Annotated in this window: 18 protein-coding genes; 8 read left to right on the top strand and 10 right to left on the bottom strand. The window is 73.1% G+C overall.

Annotated elements, in window-relative coordinates; genetic code table 11:
- The first annotated feature begins 79 nt into the window (after positions 1 to 79).
- A complete protein-coding gene (locus AB0K14_RS13990) occupies positions 80 to 1,123 on the top strand; it encodes a LuxR C-terminal-related transcriptional regulator (protein ID WP_360450506.1) in 1,044 nt (347 codons plus the stop codon).
- A gap of 21 nt (positions 1,124 to 1,144) precedes the next feature.
- Here the strand turns inward: AB0K14_RS13990 and AB0K14_RS13985 are convergent, their stop codons facing one another.
- A complete protein-coding gene (locus AB0K14_RS13985) occupies positions 1,145 to 1,762 on the bottom strand; it encodes an NAD(P)H-dependent oxidoreductase (protein WP_360450503.1) in 618 nt (205 codons plus the stop codon).
- 90 nt (positions 1,763 to 1,852) lie between these two features.
- Complete coding sequence (locus AB0K14_RS13980) at positions 1,853 to 2,491, bottom strand: helix-turn-helix domain-containing protein (protein WP_360450500.1); 639 nt, start codon at positions 2,489 to 2,491, stop codon at positions 1,853 to 1,855.
- Between the two features lie 51 nt (positions 2,492 to 2,542).
- Here AB0K14_RS13980 and AB0K14_RS13975 point away from each other — a divergent pair, with 51 nt between their 5' ends.
- Both AB0K14_RS13975 and AB0K14_RS13970 read left to right on the top strand, forming a co-directional pair.
- Positions 2,543 to 3,445 (top strand): NADP-dependent oxidoreductase, encoded by a 903-nt coding sequence (locus AB0K14_RS13975; protein WP_360450700.1) that lies wholly within the window; start codon positions 2,543 to 2,545, stop codon positions 3,443 to 3,445.
- 99 nt (positions 3,446 to 3,544) lie between these two features.
- Positions 3,545 to 5,044: a hypothetical protein gene (locus AB0K14_RS13970; protein ID WP_360450497.1), complete on the top strand. Its 1,500-nt coding sequence runs from the start codon at positions 3,545 to 3,547 to the stop codon at positions 5,042 to 5,044.
- 39 nt (positions 5,045 to 5,083) lie between these two features.
- Here AB0K14_RS13970 and AB0K14_RS13965 read toward each other — a convergent pair whose 3' ends face one another.
- The 3 genes from AB0K14_RS13965 to AB0K14_RS13955 all read right to left on the bottom strand — a co-directional run bounded on the left by AB0K14_RS13965 (position 5,084) and on the right by AB0K14_RS13955 (position 8,909).
- Positions 5,084 to 6,454, bottom strand: a complete 1,371-nt coding sequence (locus AB0K14_RS13965) for a hypothetical protein (RefSeq protein WP_360450494.1) — start codon at positions 6,452 to 6,454, stop codon at positions 5,084 to 5,086.
- Positions 6,454 to 7,311: a hypothetical protein gene (locus tag AB0K14_RS13960; protein ID WP_360450491.1), complete on the bottom strand. Its 858-nt coding sequence runs from the start codon at positions 7,309 to 7,311 to the stop codon at positions 6,454 to 6,456. Before AB0K14_RS13960 ends, AB0K14_RS13965 begins: the two co-directional genes overlap by 1 nt.
- A 467-nt stretch (positions 7,312 to 7,778) precedes the next feature.
- Positions 7,779 to 8,909 carry an NADH:flavin oxidoreductase gene (locus tag AB0K14_RS13955; RefSeq protein WP_360450488.1) on the bottom strand — a complete coding sequence of 377 codons (1,131 nt, stop codon included), beginning with the start codon at positions 8,907 to 8,909 and terminating at the stop codon, positions 7,779 to 7,781.
- A gap of 147 nt (positions 8,910 to 9,056) precedes the next feature.
- Here AB0K14_RS13955 and AB0K14_RS13950 point away from each other — a divergent pair, with 147 nt between their 5' ends.
- Positions 9,057 to 9,656, top strand: a complete 600-nt coding sequence (locus AB0K14_RS13950) for a helix-turn-helix domain-containing protein (RefSeq protein WP_360450485.1) — start codon at positions 9,057 to 9,059, stop codon at positions 9,654 to 9,656.
- Positions 9,657 to 9,850: 194 nt separating this feature from the next.
- Positions 9,851 to 10,741: a class I SAM-dependent methyltransferase gene (locus AB0K14_RS13945; RefSeq protein ID WP_360450483.1), complete on the top strand. Its 891-nt coding sequence runs from the start codon at positions 9,851 to 9,853 to the stop codon at positions 10,739 to 10,741.
- Here AB0K14_RS13945 and AB0K14_RS13940 read toward each other — a convergent pair.
- Positions 10,659 to 11,084, bottom strand: coding sequence for a DUF4267 domain-containing protein (locus tag AB0K14_RS13940; protein ID WP_360450481.1), 426 nt, complete (start codon positions 11,082 to 11,084; stop codon positions 10,659 to 10,661). The genes AB0K14_RS13945 and AB0K14_RS13940 overlap by 83 nt on opposite strands.
- Before the next feature lie 91 nt (positions 11,085 to 11,175).
- Here AB0K14_RS13940 and AB0K14_RS13935 point away from each other — a divergent pair, with 91 nt between their 5' ends.
- Positions 11,176 to 11,745, top strand: coding sequence for a TetR/AcrR family transcriptional regulator (locus tag AB0K14_RS13935; protein WP_360450479.1), 570 nt, complete (start codon positions 11,176 to 11,178; stop codon positions 11,743 to 11,745).
- Here the strand turns inward: AB0K14_RS13935 and AB0K14_RS13930 are convergent.
- Complete coding sequence (locus tag AB0K14_RS13930) at positions 11,738 to 12,337, bottom strand: TetR/AcrR family transcriptional regulator (RefSeq protein ID WP_360450476.1); 600 nt, start codon at positions 12,335 to 12,337, stop codon at positions 11,738 to 11,740. The two genes, AB0K14_RS13935 and AB0K14_RS13930, sit on opposite strands and share 8 nt — an antisense overlap.
- 60 nt (positions 12,338 to 12,397) lie before the next feature.
- On the opposite strand from AB0K14_RS13930, the gene AB0K14_RS13925 reads away from it, so the two are divergent.
- On the top strand, positions 12,398 to 12,868 hold the full coding sequence (locus AB0K14_RS13925; protein ID WP_360450473.1) for a GNAT family N-acetyltransferase: 471 nt from the start codon (positions 12,398 to 12,400) through the stop codon (positions 12,866 to 12,868).
- Here the strand turns inward: AB0K14_RS13925 and AB0K14_RS13920 are convergent.
- Both AB0K14_RS13920 and AB0K14_RS13915 read right to left on the bottom strand, forming a co-directional pair.
- Positions 12,855 to 14,030, bottom strand: a complete 1,176-nt coding sequence (locus AB0K14_RS13920) for an NAD(P)/FAD-dependent oxidoreductase (protein WP_360450470.1) — start codon at positions 14,028 to 14,030, stop codon at positions 12,855 to 12,857. The two genes, AB0K14_RS13925 and AB0K14_RS13920, sit on opposite strands and share 14 nt — an antisense overlap.
- Positions 14,027 to 14,608, bottom strand: a complete 582-nt coding sequence (locus AB0K14_RS13915; protein ID WP_360450468.1) for a PadR family transcriptional regulator — start codon at positions 14,606 to 14,608, stop codon at positions 14,027 to 14,029. The genes AB0K14_RS13920 and AB0K14_RS13915 overlap by 4 nt, the downstream gene beginning before the upstream one ends.
- A 198-nt stretch (positions 14,609 to 14,806) precedes the next feature.
- On the opposite strand from AB0K14_RS13915, the gene AB0K14_RS13910 reads away from it, so the two are divergent.
- Positions 14,807 to 15,388: a snapalysin family zinc-dependent metalloprotease gene (locus AB0K14_RS13910; protein ID WP_360450465.1), complete on the top strand. Its 582-nt coding sequence runs from the start codon at positions 14,807 to 14,809 to the stop codon at positions 15,386 to 15,388.
- Positions 15,389 to 15,480: 92 nt separating this feature from the next.
- Here AB0K14_RS13910 and AB0K14_RS13905 read toward each other — a convergent pair whose 3' ends face one another.
- Complete coding sequence (locus AB0K14_RS13905) at positions 15,481 to 18,318, bottom strand: hypothetical protein (protein ID WP_360450463.1); 2,838 nt, start codon at positions 18,316 to 18,318, stop codon at positions 15,481 to 15,483.
- Between the last annotated feature and the right edge of the window lie 298 nt (positions 18,319 to 18,616).

Raw genomic sequence — 18,616 nt, 5'->3', positions numbered from 1 at the left:
GGTAGGAGCGCGTGCCGCGACCCGCCCATCCCGGAAATGTGGGATGGAGGCGCGGCGCGGGCAGGCGCATACTCCGGACGTGTGGGAAGGTCGGGCGATCGGCGCGCGGCGTGAGGTCGCGGCGCTCGCGACGGCGGGCCTCGGTGTCGCCGAGCTGCACCGCGCCGCGATCGACGTGGTCGAGCGGGTCGTGCCCACCGACCTGACCTGCTGGGCGTCGCTGGACCCGGACACCGCCGTGATCAGCTCGATGACCAGCGGACCGACCCGCGTCCCGGCCGAGTACGAGCCGCTGCTGGCGGCCTGCGAGTACGGCGGCGTCGAGCCGCACACGTTCGCCGAGCTGGCCCGCCGCCCGGGGGTGGTGGCGCGGCTGTCGGACGCGCCGAGCCGCGACGTCGCCCGCTGCGGCCGGTTCAACGAGGTGTGGCGGCCCCTCGGCCTGCACCACGAGCTGCGCGCGGTGTTCCGGGTGGACGGCACGTGCTGGGGCGCGGCGGGCCTGGTGCGGCGCGGCGGGTTCACCGACCGCGAGGCGGAGTTCATCGCCTCCGTCGCACCGGCGCTGGCCGCCGCGACGAGGGCCGCGGCCCGCGGCGGCGACCACCGGACCGGTGGCGACCCGGCGATCGTCGTGGTCGGTCCGGACGGCACGCCGCGTGCGGCCACGGCCGCCGCCCGGACCTGGCGCGACGAGCTGGACGAGGTCGCGCCCGGCCGGTTCGCGGTGATGCTGCGCGCCGTGGTGGCCGGCGCCCGGTCCTCGGGATCGGGCACGTTCCGGGCCCGCGTGCGCGACGCGTCCGGCGGCTGGATCCTGTTGCGGGCCAATCGGCTGCTCGCCGAGGGGGACGACCAGGAGACGGTGGTGACCGTCGCGCGGGCGTCCGGCGGCGAACTGCTCGGCCTGCTGCTGGCCGCCTACGGCCTCACCGCCCGTGAGCGCGAGGTGTGCCACGAGGTCATCGGCGGGCGGTCCACCTCGGACATCGCGGCCCGGCTCGCCATCTCCGCGCACACCGTCCAGGACCACCTGAAGTCGGTGTTCGCCAAGGTGGACGTGCGCAGCCGGGGCGAGCTGGTCGCCAAGCTCCGGCCCGAGGAGCACGCGGCTCCGTCGTGACCCGCGGGTCGCGCCGCGACCTCAGAAGCGCTCGGCCGCGCTCACCGCGTCCTCGTGCGCCTGCTTGCGCCGCTGGTCGACGTCGGCGGCCACCAGGTCCGGCCGGAACTCGACCTCGGTGAGGTCGGTGATGCCGGCCCAGCGCAGCCAGCCGCCGAGGAACGGCCGCTGGAAGTCCGTGCCGAACGCCGGGTCGCGCCCGTCCCCGTACACGGCGCTGGTGTAGACGACGGCCGCCTTCCGGCCCTTGAGCAGACCCGAGTAGCCGCGCTCCGGGTCGAACCCGAACACCAGGCCGGGCTGGCTCACCACGTCGATGAACTGCTTGAGCACGTACGGCACGCCCGCGTTCCACATCGGCACGCTGAACAGGTACGCGTCGGCGGCGGCGAAGCGGTCGAACGTCCTGGTCACCGCCTCCCACGCGGCACCGACGGGCTCCTGCCCGGCGAACACCGCCATCTTGGCCGCCGCGGCGTCCGGGCCGAAGGCGGGCAGCGTGCCGTCCCACAGGTCGAACTCCTCCACCCGGTGCTCGGGGTGGCGCGCCCGGTAGGTGTCGAGGAACGTGCGGGCGATCGCCCGCGACTCCGAGGCCTCGCCCCTCGGTGACGCGGAGATGTGCAGCAGGGTCGTCATGGTCCAGTCCTCCGTCACAGTGGAACCGGACCGAAGTCCGGTTGACTCCACTCTAACGGACCACGGTCCGCTTCTGCTGCGAGACGCCGGTCACGTCCCGAGCCGACCGGTGAGCACCAGTCGGGCCAGGTCGGCGGCGTTGGCGGCGACGCGCTCGGCGGGGAACGCGTCCGCGGTCGCGTGCCGCAGGTCCGCGGCCAGGGGTGCGAGCAGCACGTGCGCGAAGTAGTCGGCGTCGAGGTCGGGCCGCGCCGCCGCCAGCAGGATGCGCACGTGCAGGTGCCAGAACCGGTACGCGCCGGTCCGGTACCGGGCGCCGGGGTTGGCCGTCTCCGACAACCGCACGAGGTCGAGGTTGGCCTCCAGGAAGGCCGCGTAGGCGGTCGTGAAGGCGATCAGCCGCTCCCCCGCCGGCGCGTCCGGCCCCAACGGCGGCGGCCCGCTCAGGATCGCGCCCTGCAACTCCTCCTCGCGGGCGCCCAGCAGGGCCGAGGCCAAGCCCGCCTTGTCGCCGAACCGGCGGAACAACGTTCCCTTGCCGACCTCGGCCGCGGCGGCGATCTGGTCCATCGACACGTCGGCGACGCCGTGTCGGGCGAACAACCGCGCCGCCACGTCGAGGATCTTGGCCCGGTTGCGCGCCGCGTCCGCCCGCTCCCTGGGCGGGGCCCCGCGCAGCCTGGCCAGTTCCACGTGCACACCACCGCCGTGCGCGGACATGTCCGTCATGGAGGCGGACTGTAGTCCGGTCCGCCGGGACTGACAGGATGGGACATCGTGATGAGAGCCGTTGTGCTGAGCCGTTTCGGCGGTCCCGAAGAGCTGCGCCCCGACGACGTCGAGCTGCCCGAACCCGGTCCCGGTCAGGTGCGGGTCCGGGTGCGGGCGGCGGGGGTGAACCCGTTCGACGTGAAGGTCCGCTCCGGCGCGATGGAGGCCTTCTTCCGCACGCCGCTGCCGACGGTCCTGGGCCTGGAGTTCGCGGGCGTGGTCGACGCGGTCGGACCGGACGTCACCGGCACGTCGGTCGGCGAGGAGGTGCTCGGCTGGGCCGACACCGGCGCGTACGCGGAGTACGCGTTGACCGGCGCGTTCGCGCGCAAGCCCGGAGGACTGCCGTGGGAGCGGGCCGCCGCGCTGCCCATCGCCGCGGAGACCGCCGACCGGGTGCTCACCCTGCTCGACGTCGCGCCGGGCGAGACGCTGCTGGTGCACGGCGCGGCGGGCGGTGTCGGCACGATGGCCGTGCAGCTGGCGGTGGCGGCGGGGCTGCGGGTCATCGGCACCGCCGGCCCGGACAACCACGAGCACGTCGCCGCGCTCGGGGCCACACCGACCACGTACGGCGAGGGCCTGGTGCGACGGGTGCGGGCGTTGGCGCCCGAGGGCGTCGACGCGGTGTTCGACGTGACGGGCAAGGGCGCGCTGCCGGACTCGATCGAGCTGCGCGGCGGCACGGACCGCATCGTCACCATCGCCGACAACGCCTCCGCCGAGCTGGGGGTGGTGTTCTCGGCCAGCCCCCGGCGGTCGCCCGAACGCCTCGCCGAACTGGCGGGCATGGCCGCGCGGGGCGAGCTCGTGGTCGCCGTGGGCGCCACGTTCCCGTTGGCCGACGCGGCCGAGGCGCACCGGGTCAGCGCCGCCGGTCACGTGCGCGGGAAGCTCGTGCTGACCACCTGAGCGGCACCGCCTCCTGAACCGAACGGCCCCTGGACACTGGGTCACACCTGCCTGTAACACATGGTTAACAAGTACCGGCGGGAGTCCGAGGAGGTCCGAATGGCGGCACGGGACATGGATCGACGCACGCTGCTGCGCCACGCCGGTGCGGCGGGCGCCGTCGGGGCGGTGTCGACGCTGTTCGGTACCGTGCCCGCGATGGGTCAGCCGGCCACGACTCCGTTCGACCTGCACTTCGCGGTGACGCACAAGCACCGCCCGTTCGACCTGGTCGCACCGCGGTTCGTGCAGTACGACAGCGCGATCACCCCGCCCTCGGCCACCGCCGGCACGCTGGTCAGCACCGGTGTGCGCCCGCGGGCGCCGTTCGGCTCGGTGCTCGTGGAGGTGCAGCGCGCGGAAGGCGTGGTGGTGGCGGGCCTCGCGGGCGGCGCCACGTCCGTGCTCGGCACGCTCGACGCGACCGCCGGTCGGGCCACGATCGAGGTGACCACCGGCGGCGCGACCACCGTGGTGAAGACCGCCGACGTGCGCGTGACCGGCGCGTTCCGGTTCGCCGTCGTGGTCAACGAGAACGCGGTCACGGTCCTGGTCGACACCACCGGCACCGGCACCGGCTGGCAACCCGTGCTGACCGAGCGCGACGGCGTCCGGGCGCTGGTCGACCTGCGGGTACCCGCAGTGCTGGGCTCCCTCGACTACGTCTACGGCGGGCGCGGCGGCGACGTGCGGCTGGGCCGGGTGCGGGCGGGCTACTTCGGCCAGGCGGGCGTCCGCGACCCGCACGTCGTGCAGCACGCCGACGGCAGGCCGTTCATCCGCTCGGGCAAGCTGTACGTGACCATGACCAACGCCGGTCTGGGGTTCTTCCAGCAGGCGCACTGGGCGGTGTGGACGATCGACCTGGCCGACCCGTCGCGGCTGGAACAGGTCGCGGTCCTGTTCTTCGAGCGCGACGGCGTCGTGCTCGGCGACCACGCCGGGCAGATCGTGTACGACGACCGCACCGGCCGGTTCATCCTGCTCATGAGCTCGTGGGGCGACTTCGCGTTCAGGGGCGTGCACATCCGGCACACCACGACCACCGCCAACGTGTTGCAGGGCGTGCACGTGCTGCGCACCGAGCGCCTGCCGCTGCCGACCGCCGTCAGCTCCTGGGACCCCGCGCTGACCCGCGTGGACGACCGCTGGCACCTCGCGTTCGTGGAGAGCGAGGCGCAGCAGCCGGCGTTCGTCTTCCACCCGGCGCTCGCCGTCGCGGCTCCCGGCGCGGACTACACGCGGACGCGGCTGGTGGGCGCGGACACCTCGGTGGACCAGACCGAGGGCACGATCATCCAGCGGGTAGGCCGCGAGTGGTACGTGTTCGCCAGCGACGGCGACGCCCGGCAGTACCCGGTGTACGACCGGTCGATGCGCAAGCTCGGCACCCTCGACGCGCCCTACGGCACGAACATCCCGCACCCGGTGCTGCTGCCGGTCGGCCGCGAGTGGTGGCTGATCACGTTCGACGGCACGCAGTACGCCGAACCCGTCCTCGGGTACGGCGGGCACGGCGACCTGATCGTGATGCGCAGTCCGGCCCCCGGCCGCGGGTAGCGGCCGGGGGCCGGACCACCCCCCTTCTTCCCCCAGTGGCTACCGCCCCTGCATCTCCTTCTCCTTGGCGAAGAACTCCTTGATCAGGTTGTCGCGCACCTGGGCGCCGTTGGCCGCGTACTGGCCGCCGGGACCGGTCAGCTGCTCGATCTGGTTGAGCAGCACCAGGCTCTGGTCGCGCTGCGCGGGGTTCATCGTGAGCTGCTGGCCGTTGACGGTGACCGTGTTGTTGCCCTGGACGTAGTCGCGCAAGCCGTTCCAGTCGGTGGGCGCGACCGCGCCGGGCTGCGGCACGTACGCCAGCCGGTCCGGGTTGCCGTTCGCGCCGTGGTGCGCGTTCTCGTTGACGAGCACGTTCTGGAACTCCAGCAACGTCCGCTGCGAGTTGTGGTCGTTGAAGCCGTGCTCGTTCTGCCTGGCGTGCCCGACCTCGTGCAGCAACGTGGTGTTGTCGTTGTGCTTGTCGTCGAGCATGAGCAGGTTGCTGTCGGCGTTGTAGCCGCCACCGCCCTGCATCTCCAGCATGTCCCTGGCCGGGCTGCCCGCGAACTCCGGATCGGCCATGGCCTCCGGCGGGAGCCCCATCAGCTCGCCGAGGGTCATCCCCTGCTGCTCCGAGGTGAGGCCGTGGCGGTTGCCCGGCGGCAGGTCCATGACCGGGGTGTCCAGGGTGTACGGGCCACCGCCGGGCCGGTTGCCCGTGGGCACGACGACCCCGCCGACGTCGTTGTTGACACCGAGCTGATCGCGGATGTCGCCGATGCGGTCGCCGAGCGGCCGGGGGTCCGGGTTCGGCATCTGCGTGACGTTCGGCGGTGGCGACATCGTGCCGTCGCCGGGCACCTCGGGCGGCGGCGGCACGGTGTCGTTCTGACCGTTGTCGCCCGGTCGGCTGTCGCCGTCCCCGGGACGGCCGCCCGACGAGCCGGGCGGGGCCTGGTAGCCGTTGTCGTCCTGGCCGATGCTGCTCAGGTTGTCCGAGATGTCGCTGTCGGTCGTGCGCATCGTCTCCGCGGAGTCGCGGACCTTCTGCGCGGCGGCGGCAGCGGCGTCCGCGGCGGCCTTGGTCGTGTCCCCGCCCTGGGTGATCGTCGTGTTCAGCGGCGAGGCGATCATGCTGCCGAACGCGCCGTACGCCTCGGCCGTCGCCTGGTGCGAGCCGAGGTTCTGGCCCGTCGTGGCGAGGCCGTGACCGACGGTGTCCAGGTTCTGCGCCGCCCAGTCCAGGTTGTCCAGGCTCATCGCGCTGCCGTTGTCGCTGATCTGGTAGAAGTCCGAGAACGGGTTCTGCGGCGACGGCGGCGGGCTGACCTCGTACTTGTCGCTGAACGGGTTGCTGGTCGTGCTGGTGGTGCTGTCCGGGCTGCCGGGCGGTGGCGAGGAGCCGCCACCCCCTCCGGTGCGGGCCATCAGACGGCCGCCTTGGTGTGGTCGCCCTGCGGCGCGCCGTTCTTGTTGTCGCCGTAGAAGTCGCCGTACCCGCCGCCGGCCTTGGTCGTCTCGTGCACGATGCCGCCCGCGTCGCCGAACCGGGAGAAGCCCTGCGCCAGCGAGCCCATCGACCCGCCCAGCTTGCCCAGCCGCCCGGCCTGCCTGCCCAGCGCGGCGATCAGCTTGGCGATCCTGGCGCCGATCTGCACCGCCAGCGCGGTGGCGGCGCCGACCGCGTAGCCGATGAACCCGACGATCGAGGCGCCCAGGGTGAACACCGCGGCCGCCGCCGCGATCAGCGCGCCCTTGACGAGCTGGGCGAGCAGACCGGCGATCAGGTCGCGCACGATGTCGCGCAGGATGATGATCAGCGTGCCGGTCACCGCGGTGACGCGTGCCGTGCCGTCCACCACCTCGGCCAACGAGTCAAGCTCACCGCCGAGGCGGTCCATGCTCTTCTTGAAGGCCTCGCCCGCCTTGCCCTCCCAGCCGGTGAACTGCGCCATGGCGCTCTTGTGCACCTCGGCCTGGTCGCGGATCTGCTTGGCGTCGGCCTTGACCAGCTCGATGTGCGCCTGGATCGCGTCCCGGTCGCCCATCAGCATGTCCAGCGGCTCGCGCAGGAAGCTGACGTGCTCGATCAGCCACCCGATACCGGCCGCCAGCAGCGTGCCGATCGGGTCGATCGCCAGTGCGACGGTCGAGGCGACCACGTCGATCGCGCCGAACGTGATGTCCAGGACGCGTTCGGTCTCGCTCTGGGCGTCGCCCTCGATCGTCTTGACGAAGCTGGCGTAGCTCTCGAAGATGCCGGCGCCGGTCCACTGGTCCGTCATCGCCTGTCACCTGCCCGGGTCGCGCGCGTTGCCACGGAGTTCTCCCCCTGCTCGGATTCGTGCACGTGCAGTGGAGCGCGGCGCACCAACGACACACCAACGTCCGGCCAACTCCCGGGCAACGCCGCAGGTCACGGCGACGATCGGGGTGGTGGCGGACGCGGGGCGCGGCTGTGGCGCCCGGTGGCGCGCCCAGGAGCGCGGCCCTGGCCCCGAGGTGCAGGTGGGTCGGCCGCCTCGGCGAAGGTCGGCACCGGGGTCACGCAGGCGGCCCTCAGCGCCGTCCAGCCCGACCGGTCGTGTTGCGGCGGGGGTCGCCGGGTCCGGTCCCGGTCCCGCGACCAAGTCGGCGCAGAACGCGGGCTCCAGGGCGCCCACCGCCATGTCGCGGTCGTCGGAGCCGGGGGGACGCACCCTTCGCCGGCCTCGGCCGCACGGGTCCGGGTGCGGCCGAGGTGCGGGCCGGCTCAGACCAGCGAGGCCAGCGCGTCCCGGGTGAACGGGGTGACGCCCGCGACGTCACCCTTCTCGACCTTGCGGGCCCACTCGGGGTCGGCCAGCAGCGCCCGACCCACGGCGATCAGGTCGAACTCGTCGGCGGCCAGGCGCTCCACGAGCTGGTCGATGCCCGTGGGCGACGGGGTCTGGCCGGCGAAGGTCGCCAGGAACTCGCCGTCCAGGCCGACCGAGCCGACGGAGATGGTGGGCCGACCGGTGATCTTCTTGATCCAGCCGGCGAAGTTCAGCGACGAACCCTCGAACTCGGGCTGCCAGTAGCGGCGCGTCGAGCCGTGGAAGACGTCCACCCCGGCCTCCGCCAGCGGCGTCAGGATCGCCTCCAGTTCCTGCGGCGTGTGCGCCAGCTTGGCGTCGTACGCGGTGGGCTTCCACTGCGACAGGCGCAGGATGACCGGGAAGTCGGGCGACGTCGCGGCGCGCACCGCCGCCACGACCTCGGTGACCAGGCGCGTCCGGGCGACCGGGCTGCCGCCGTGGGCGTCGGTGCGCCGGTTGGTGACCTCCCACAGGAAGTTGTCGAGCAGGTAGCCGTGGGCCCCGTGCAGCTCCACGCCGTCGAAGCCCAGCCGCTGTGCGGCCGCGGCGGCCTCGGCGAACGCGGTGACCACGGCCTCCAGGTCGGTGGCGGTCGGCACCGGGCCGGCCTCGCCGATCGGGGTGCCGTCCAGCTTCAGGCCCGACGGGGTGAACACGGGTGCCTCCGGCACGGGCGGCGCGCCGGGCGTGCGGGCCGCGCCCACGTGCCACAGCTGCGGCACGATCCGGCCGCCCTCGGCGTGCACGCGCTCCACCACGCGCGCCCAGCCGGCCAGGGCGTCCTCGCCGTGGAAGCGCGGCACTTCGGCGCTGTCGCCGGCGCTGGTCTGCCCGATGTAGGTGCCCTCGGTGACGATCAGGCCCACGCCGCCCGCGGCCCGGCGGCCGTAGTAGTCGGCGACGTTCTCGCCCGGGACGCCGCCCGGGGAGAACTGCCTGGTCATGGGGGCCATCACCACGCGGTTCGGCAGGTCGAGCGAGCCGGTGGAGAAGGGGCGGAACAGCGGCGCGGTGTCGATCGCGGTGCGCGCGGGCGTGGTCATGTGCATCCTCGGCGGTAGAAGCCCTCGGCGGGGGATTTCGGTCGGGTGGAACTCGCGACGATAGAAGCGGAGCACGTGCTCCTCTTGAGGCTAGCACAAGCGGAGCACGTGCTCCGCTAGTGGCCGGAAACGGACTATGCTGGCGGTGTGGCCACCGACACGTCGTCCCGCCGACCCCTCCGCGCCGATGCCGAGCGCAACCGCGCGGCGATCATCGAGGCCGCCACCGAGGTGCTCGCCGAGCAGGGCAGCGCGGTGGACGTCCGGGAGATCGCCCAGCGCAGCGGTGTCGGCATGGGCACCCTCTACCGGCACTTCCCGACCAAGGAGGACCTCCTCGGCACGGTCCTCGACCGCGAGTTCACCGCCTGGGCGGGCGCGGCGCGCGAGGCGGCCGCCGGCACCGACGACCCGCGGGCCGCGCTGGAGGGGTTCTACGAGCACGCGCTGGCGACGCAGGCGTGTCACCGGGCCGTCGTGGAGGCGTACGGCCACAACTGGAGCGGCCCGGCCCTCGACTGCGCGCGCCTGCTGTACCCCGTGCTCGACGACCTGCGCACCCGCGCCCAGGAAGCCGGGGTGCTGCGCGCCGACGCGACCACGGGTGACCTGGCGCTGCTGCTGGCCACGTTGAGCCACACCGTGCAGCTGGTGGGGGACCACGGTGCGCGGGTGTGGCAACGGCAGCTGCGCATCGCCCTCGACGGTCTTCGACCTACCCACGGCACGGCGCTGCCGACGGGGTGAGGCTCCGCCGCCACTCGCGCCAGGTGTCCATCTGGAGCCGCACCGGAAACCCCCCGCGAACCCCACCCGAGAACGCGGAAGTCCTACCTCCAGAACGCGTGAGTCCTACGTTCAGGACCCCCGAGTTCAACGCTCAGAACGCCAACGGACGCCGTGAGCGCCCGCGAACGGCGGCCGTTTGATTAGCTCGTGCGGTGACGACCTACATCGACGAAGCCCTGCGGGCGCTGGCCGACGGCGACATCGACCGGGCCAGGGCGGCGGCCCGCGGCGGCGACACGCCGTTGGCCGGGGAACTGGCCGAGCACCTGGACGCCATGCGGGACGGGTCGGTGTACGACCAGCCGGCGGCGTTCGAGGCGTTCATCGACGGCGGCGGCAACGTGGGCCTCTACCGGGCGGTCACCGGCGCGCTGGGGCAGGTCTACGCCGACGCCCGCCCGGCGAGTCTGCTGGACATCGGCTGCGGTGACGGCCGGACGTTGCTGCCCGCACTGGCCTCGCCGCACGCCCCCACCTCCGTGACGCTGGTCGAGCCCTCCACCGCGCTGCTCGACGCCGCCGTGCGGGCGCTGGCCGGGTTCGAGGGCGACGGACCCCGGGTGGAAGCACGGCACACCAGGGTCGAGCCGTTCGCGGCGGCACTGCCCGCGGACGCGGTGTTCGACGTGGCCCAGTCGACGTTCGCCCTGCACACGCTGCCGCACGAGGTGCGCGACGGCGTGCTCGCCGACCTGGTCGGGCACGTCGGCGTGCTCGCCGTGGTCGAGTTCGACGTGCCGGACCTGCCGCACGCGAGCCCGGAGCACCGCCGGTTCCTGGCCGAGGCCTACGAGCGCGGGGTGACCGAGTACGACGCCGACCGGGCCTTGGTGGCGCAGGGTTTCCTGATGCCGGTGCTGACCGGCCAGCTGGTGCCGGGCGCGACCCGGTCGACCTGGGAGCAGCCCGCGTCGCGGTGGGCGGACCAGGTCGAACGGGCCGGGTTCACCGACGTCCGGGTCACCCGGCTGCACGACTACTGGTGGTCGCCGGCGTTCCTGCTGACCGCGTCCGGGTCTCCCACAGCAGCGACGCCCCGATGACGAGGACCAGCACGGCGGCCGAACCGTGCACGGCCAGGGCGTAGGCCACCGTGCCGCCGTTGGTGAACACCGCGATGCAGTCGCCGATCGGGATGATCGCGTCCGCCAGCACCACCCAGCCCAGGGCACGGCGGTGCCCGAACAGCAGGAGGATGAGCGCGGTCAGCGCGTAGGCGATGTCGCGGACGCCCTTGACCACGAAGTAGCCCGACCCCTCCGGCCACGGGTCGATCCCGAACCCGGCCGCGGAGCCCTGCGGGTTGAGCAGGAACGACAGGCCGAAGTAGAAGCCGGCGAGGACGACGAGCACGGCGAGACCGGTGTTGACGCGCTGGTGGGACATGATGCCGACTCCATTTTCTAGCAGTGCTAGGTACGAGAGCGACACTAGCTTGCAATCCGCTTGAATGTCTAGCACTGCTAGAATCCAAAGCGTGTCCATCCAGGAGCGCCGTGAGCGCGAACGCGCCGAACGCCACCGGTTGATCGTCGACGCGGCCCGCGAACTGGCGGAGGCCGAGGGCTGGGACGCGGTCACCACCCGCCGCCTGGCCGAGCGGGTCGAGTACAGCCAGCCGGTGCTCTACAGCCACTTCAAGGGCAAGGACGCGATCGTGCGCGCCGTCGCCGTGCAGGGTTTCCGGGACCTGACCGAACGACTGCGCGACGCCCGCACGGCCCACCGCTCGCCCGAGAAGGCCCTACGCGCGCTCGCGGACGCCTACACGGACTTCGCCGCCACCCGGCCCGCGCTGTACGACGCCATGTTCGTGCGGGAGGTCGACCTGTCGTTCGGCACGTCCGAGACACCGCCCGAGCTGCGTGCCGCGTACGGCGAGTTCCTGGCCGCCGTCACACCCGTGGCCGGTGACGACGACCCGGAAACCCTGGTCGAGGTCTTGTGGAGCGCGTTGCACGGCCAGGCCACCCTCAACCGGGGCGGACGCCTGCGCCCCGACCACCACCGGGCCCGCCTGGACCTGCTGCTCGGCCGGTTCAGCTGAGCCCGAGCCGGGCGACCGCGGCCTTGATGGCGGTGTCCTTCACGTCCTGCGCGTAGGTGTCCGGATCGCGCACGGCGAGCACGTTGAAGCCCTCGACCAGGGCGACGAGCGACTTCGCCGCCTGGCCGCGGCGGGCGTCGTCCCAATCCGGGCGGACCGGCGCGAGCAGCCGTTCCAGCCGGCGCAGGAACGCCCGGCTGTGGGCGACGTGCACGTCGGCCAGCACGGGGTCGGCGAGCGAGGCGGCCAGGAACCCCACCCACACGCGCGACTCGTCGTGGTTGTCGGTCGGCGTGACCGCTTGCGACAGCACGGCTTCGAGCTTGCCCACCGCGTCCGGCGCGCCGTGCTCGGCGGCGTCCGCCCGGACGGCGGTGCGCCGGTGCAACGTCTCCCGCGCGTGCACGAGCAACGCCCGCTTGTCCGGGAACGTGTGCAGCACGAGCCCGGTGGTGCACCCCGCCCGTTCGGCGACGGCGCGCAGGGTCAGCCCGGGCAGCCCTCGTTCGGCGAGCACGGCCCAGACCGCCGCGGACAGGCGCTCCCGATCCCCCTGGACGTCCTTCTTCCTGGCCACTGTGTCCTCCCCCACCAGCACTCCCGCTTTATCGTACCGCTTGTTACGGTAACGCTTGCTACGAAGGAGGTGGCGGTGGTCGAAGTCAACGTCGAACCGTGGGACGGCCCGGACGGCACGCGCCTGCGTGCGGCGCAACGCGCGGAACTGGACGTCCGGTACGGCACGGACGACCACGAGCCGGGCGAGGCGCCGGGAGCGCACGACGTCGCGGTGTTCGTGGTGGCCCGTGACCGGGACGGGCGCGCGGTCGGGTGCGGTGGCCTGCGGTTGCTCGGACCGGGCACGGCCGAGGTGAAGCGGATGTACGTCGAGCCCGCGTCACGCGGCACGGGGGTGGCCGTGCGGATCCTGCGGGCCCTGGAGGACCGGGCGCGCCGGTCCGGCGTGGTGGACCTGCTGCTGGAGACCGGCACCCGGCAGCCGGAGGCGATGCGCTTCTACGAGCGCGAGGGCTACCACCGCGTCGACAACTTCGGCCCGTACCGCGGTGAGCCGGAGTCGGTCTGCTACGCCCGCCGACTGCCGGCGCTCACGCGGGCGTGAGGGCGTCGTCCCACTCGATGCGGTGGTCGAACTGCCAGGTGAACTTGGCCGGGTCGACGAACTTGAACGCCAACGGCATCAGCGCGTCGCGCAGCACGCGACCGACGGGACCGGCGGCCTTGTCGCGGTTCGTCCGGGCGGCCTGGGCGATGATCCGCTCCACCCTCCCCCGGCGCAGGGTCTCGTAGACCCGGAACGCGTCCTCGTGCGGCAGGTCGCGCAGGCAACGGGCCAGTTGCACGGCGCTCTCGAACGCCAGCGAAGCGCCCTGCCCCGAACTGGGTGACGTGGCGTGCGCCGCGTCGCCGATCAGCACCATCCGGCCGCGACTCCACCGGGGAACGCTCGGCAGGTCCTCCAACGCGCCGGTCACCACGAGGCCGGCCGGGTCGGTGGCCGCGATCATCCGGGCGGCGGGCGTGCGGTCGGGCGCGAAGGCCTCGCCGAGCACGTCCAGCCACTGCCCGGGGTCGGTGGCACGGGCTTGCGCCGTGGTCAGCGGTGTCCTGCGGGGCAGGTTGGCGAACCACCCGCCGGAGCCGTCGGCGTCGACCTGGTAGCCGAAGAACGCCCGCTTGCCCGAGACCAGCCGCATCGCGCCGCCGGTCGACGGCTCGCCGGTGCGCGCCATCCGGGCGCCGAAGCCGAGCAGACCGGCGTAACGCGGGCCCGGCGCGTCCGGGTCGACGACCCGGCGCACGGTGGACCGGATGCCGTCCGCGCCGACCAGGAGGTCGGAGTCCCGCTCGGACCCGTCGGCGAAGCGCGCGGTGACGTGCGAGCCGTGGTCGACGGCGTCGACGAGTTCCTTGCCGTGCTCGATGGTGATGCCGCGCCGCGCCGCCTCCTCGCGCAGCACCCGGTAGAGGTCGGACCGCCACACCAGCAACTGCGGCGGCTCGCCGCCGAACCGGCCGAGCGTGCGGCCCGTCCAGGTCTGCAACTCCATCGCGGTCATCGGCGTGCCGATCTCGCGCACCACGTCGGCCAGCCCCAGGACGTCCAGTGCCTGCAACCCGTTCGGCGCGATGCTCAGCGCGCCGCCCGAGCCGTCGGCGGTGCGGTCGTAGCGCTCGTGGACGCTCGCCTCGATCCCGGCCTTGCGCAACGCGATCGCGGCGACGGGTCCGCCGATGCCGCCCCCGATGACGGTCGCTCTCATCGTTCCTCCTCGTGGAAGCCCGCCCACAGCGGGCGCCAGTCCTCGATGCGCTCCAGGAAGTGCCGCACGAACGCCACCTCGGCGTTCAGCAGTGCGATGCGGTACTCCTCCTCGACCAGGAACAGCGGGTGCGCGTCGGCTCCCGCGATGACCGCCTCGGCCTCCGCCAGCTGCCCGGCGAGCCCGTCCAGCCGGTCCCGCAGCAGGCCCGCGACCTCGTCGGGGTGCAGCGCCGCGATCATCGACAGCGCGGCGACGAACCGCGGGTACTCGTGCCGCGGTTCGGCGACGAGCTCGCGCATCCAGTCCTTGAGCTCCGCCCGCCCGGCGTCGGTCAACGCGTAGACCGTCCGCTCCGGTCGCTGCCCCTCCCGGGACGTCTCCCGCTCCACGATGAACCCGGCCTTGGCCAGCTGCCCGAACACCATGTAGAGCGAGCCGTGGGTGAACTTGATGCTGCGATCGTCCCCGTGCGCCCGCATGAGCCGGCTCAGCTCGTAGGGGTGCATGGGCTCGCGGACGAGATAGCCGAGCACGGCCAACCCGAGCAGGTTGCCGACCTTGCGCTGGGACGCCACCGCCACCTCCTAGTCAGCTCTGACTATCCATGAGCGACTAGTCAGAGTCAACTATCGGTTCGGTGATCGACTCGGCCGGGCAGTGGTCCGAACAACCCTACGTATGGGGCTGGTGACAACCGGCTACCTGCTGGTTCGTTGGTGGCGGGAGCCTCCCCTGTCACACGGCTCCCTTCCCTGTACCCCAAGGAGACCACCATGCTCGTACGAAAGGCCGCGCGTGTCCTCGTCAGCGTGCTGGGCCTGCTGTTGCCGCTGATCGCGGTGGCCGCACCCAGCGCGTCGGCGGAGCCGCAGGCTCTGGTGCGCACGCTGTACTACGACGTGAGCCAGGCCCAGGAGTTCGTCGCGGACTGGGACCGTGCCGCGACCAACTGGAACAACTCGGTCAGCAACGTCAAGCTCGCCCGCCGGGCCTCCGGCACGCCGGTCAACATCCGCATCCTGGCGGACAACGGCTGGCCGCGCGCCTACGTCTCGTCCCTCGGCAACGGCACCGTCTACATGGGACGCCAGGCCGTGCAGCAGGGCTACTACCGGCCCCGGATCTCGACCCACGAGATCGGGCACATCCTCGGCCTGCCGGACCGGCGGACCGGGCTGTGCGCCGACCTGATGTCGGGTTCCAGCGCGCCGATCTCGTGCCGCAACGACCTGCCGAACGCGGCCGAGCGCGCCGAGGTCGAGCGCCGGTTCGCGGGCCAGCTGGCCGCGACGGACGTGCGTGCCGCCGGGTACGACGCGGCCGGGCACCCGCGCACGGAGTGCTTCGTGTACTGAGTGCTTCGCGCACCGGCGCTGACCGCCCGTGAGGTGGCGCGAGCCGCCTCACGGGCACAGCGCGGACGCGGCGCGTCGGCGCCACCGCCGCCTCACGGGCACAGGGGCAGTTGCTCCACGCCGGGGAAGTTCCGGTGCCAGCTCACGTCGTCGTCGTCCACGCCCGGCCACGCGCAGACGTCACCCAGCAGGCGCTCGTCGTCGAGGTCGAACCGCCACTGGGCGCTCGCCGGGTCGGAGACCGTCAGCTCGCGCGAGGCCGGGTGGTAGCGCGAGTGGTCCACGGCGGCGGGAAGGCCTTCGATCGCCGCCACCTGGCGCGGCTCCCCCGGCGTGGCGATGTCCCACACCTGGACCAGCTCCGGTCGGCCGCCGATCACCAACGCCGTGTTGCCCGCGGCGAAGTCCACCGCGAGCGCGGACAGCGACAGGTCCGTCAGCCGGGCCCAGTGCCGGGGAGCCGACGGATCGGCGACGTCGAGCACGTCGATGGTCTTGGCGGTCTCGTTGACCAGGGCCAGGAACCGGCCGTCCGGGCTGAACACCGCGCGGACCTGGCCCTGCTCGACCAGCATGGGACCGGCGGGGGTGGGGGTGCCCTCCTCGTCCAGGTACCAGAGCTCCACGTAGCGTTCGAAGTAGTCCTTGCTGAGGCTCACCGTCACCATGACGCGGGCGTCACCGCGCAGCTCGACGCTCTCGACCCGCATGCCGGGCAACGGCACCTCGCTCATCCGGCCGTCGCCGTCCTGCCGCCACATCGACGCGATCCCGTTGCCGGACAGCACGTTGGCCGGGTGGTCGAAGCGCCGGGGTTCGCGGCGCATGCCGACGCCGGCCATGACCCGCCCGGAGTGGCTCATCGTCTGGACCATCGCGTGCTCGATGGTGTCGAGCAGCCTCGGCGCGCCCGGATCGGCGATGGTCCACACCTGGGTGGCGCCCCGGTCGTCGGTCAGCAGGAAGACCCCGCTGCTGCGGCTGATCATCGCGACCCGGCCCTCGGCGGGCACGTCGGCCAGGTGGCTCGCCGTGCCCTGCTCGACCTTCCACACCGACGACGTCCGCGCCTCCGCGTCCGTGGAGATCCCGATGTCACCCGTCGGCGCCAACGACATCCACCGCCACGGTGGCCGGTCGGCCAGCGGGACGGCGTTCGTCACGGCCCACGCCACCCGCACCGCGTTGAGCGCCTCGGCCGTGGGCGACACCCGGTAGGCGGCCAGTGCGAGTCGGACCGCGTCGTCGGGTCGGTCCGGCAGCAGGCGCAGCGCGGCGTCGGCGGCACGCAGCGACAGCGCGCTGTTGCGTTGCCGACCCGCGCTGTTCTCGGCGACCGCGGCGTACGCGGCGGTGCCCGCCAGCACCACCACGAGGCCGATGAGGAGAGCCACGTACTGCTTGAGCCTGCGGGTCCGCCTGCGTTCCACGGCACGGCGGGAGTTCTCGGCGGCGATCGAGGCGTCGAGGAAGTCGTGCTCGCGGCCGGTGAGCCACTCCCGCAGGCCACGCGCCTGTTCCAGCCGGGCGCCCCGGTAGAGCGCGTCGGGGTCGCGGTCGTGCGCTTCCCACGTCTCGGTGGCGGCGGTCAGCTCGCGGTGCCGCCGCAGCACGTCCCGGTCGCTCGCGAGCCACTCCCGCAGCCGGGGCCACGCCCGGATCACCGCCTCGTGGGTGAGCTCGACCGCGTCGTCGTCGAGGGTGATCAGCCGGACCTGGGCCAGCCGGTCCAGCAGCGCCTGGTCGACGTCCAGCTCGTGCCGCCGCACCCTCCGACGCGTGTCCTCGGTGCCCTCGCCCAGCGCGATGAGCCGCAGCAGCAACGACCTCGCGGCGCGTTGCCCGTCCGGGGTCAACCCGCCGTAGACCTCCTCGGCGGTGCGGGCGATGGCGTGCTCGACCCCGCCCGCCTGCTCGTACCCGGCCAGCGAGAGGGTCATGCCGCGCCGCCGGCGCCACGTCTCGACCAGCGCGTGGGACACCAGCGGCAGGGCGGAGGCGCGCCCGGTCACGTCCGCGACCAGCCGGACCACCAGCGCCGTCTCGACCGTCGCGCCCGCCCGCGCCGCGGGCTCGGTGATCGCCCGCCGCAGCTCGTCCGGCGACATCGGCCCGACCAGCACCTGGTTGCCGTGCAGCGCGGCGGTCAGCTCCGGGTACGGGCCGCAGTGCCCGTAGAAGTCGGCACGGACGCCGAGCACGACCCGCACCCGGCTGTTGTCCGCGTTGGCGGCGAAGGTCAGGGCCCGCACCAGCCACTCGCGGTCCGCCGCGGCGCACTGGGTGAAGACCTCCTCGAACTGGTCCACCACCAGCAGGAGGTCCCGATCGGCCACGGCGCGGCGGATCCACAGGTGCAGGTTCTCCGCCGACGCCGCGAGGTCGGCCTTCACCGCCACCGGCGACTCGCCGGTCAGCCCGGCGAGCGCGACCGCGCACTCCTCCACCGGGTCGCGGCCGGGCGTGATGATGACGACCGGGTCGTCGCTGCGGGCCGCGAGCCCGGCTCGCAGCAGGGACGACTTGCCCGAGCCGGACGCGCCGAACACGCCGGTGAGCCGCCGCTTGCGCACCAGGTCGACCAACGTCCCGGTGAGCGCCTCCCGACCGAAGTACCGATCGGCGTCGCTGGTCTGGAAACTGGCGAGGCCGACATAGGGAATTGCGCCCTGGTCCGCTTCCGGGATGTCCTCGGCGGCGATGCCGGACCACCGCGCGCGCCATTCGGCGACGTCGCCGCCGCAGGCCCGGACGAACGCCAACGTCACGGCCAGGCTCGGCAGCTTGCGGCCCGCGGTCGCCGCGGACAGCGCGGCGGCCGAGTAGTTCGTGCGTCTGCCCAGCTCGCGGTAGGTCGGCCTGCCCGCTCTCTCGCGCAGCCGGCGCAGATCACTCGCGAACCGGAGCAGAGCCGTTTCTTCGGACGCCAATGGAGTTTCCTGACGCGGCACCGTTGCCCCCCTTCGCCCCCGACCATTGTCCACACAACGGTGTTCAACACCCGAACCCGGACACTGAACAAACCCGACCGCCTAACGTCAACGGTAGGGCTTCGGGGGTACGCCGAATTCCACGCCGCCGGGCATTGTTCCGAATACGACTCCGCCGAGGGCGGGCGGAACCGCATTCACGTCCGACGGTGCTGAGCCCGGGGGGGATCGCCTCCGATCACCGCCCGTTACGGGGTCCACCACCGCCGGATCCCGTCACGGGCGGCCTCGGGCCGCG

The sequence above is a fragment of the Actinosynnema sp. NPDC050801 genome (assembly GCF_040673975.1).
GTDB lineage: Bacteria > Actinomycetota > Actinomycetes > Mycobacteriales > Pseudonocardiaceae > Actinosynnema.
This window is presented reverse-complemented; position numbering and strand designations above follow the sequence as displayed.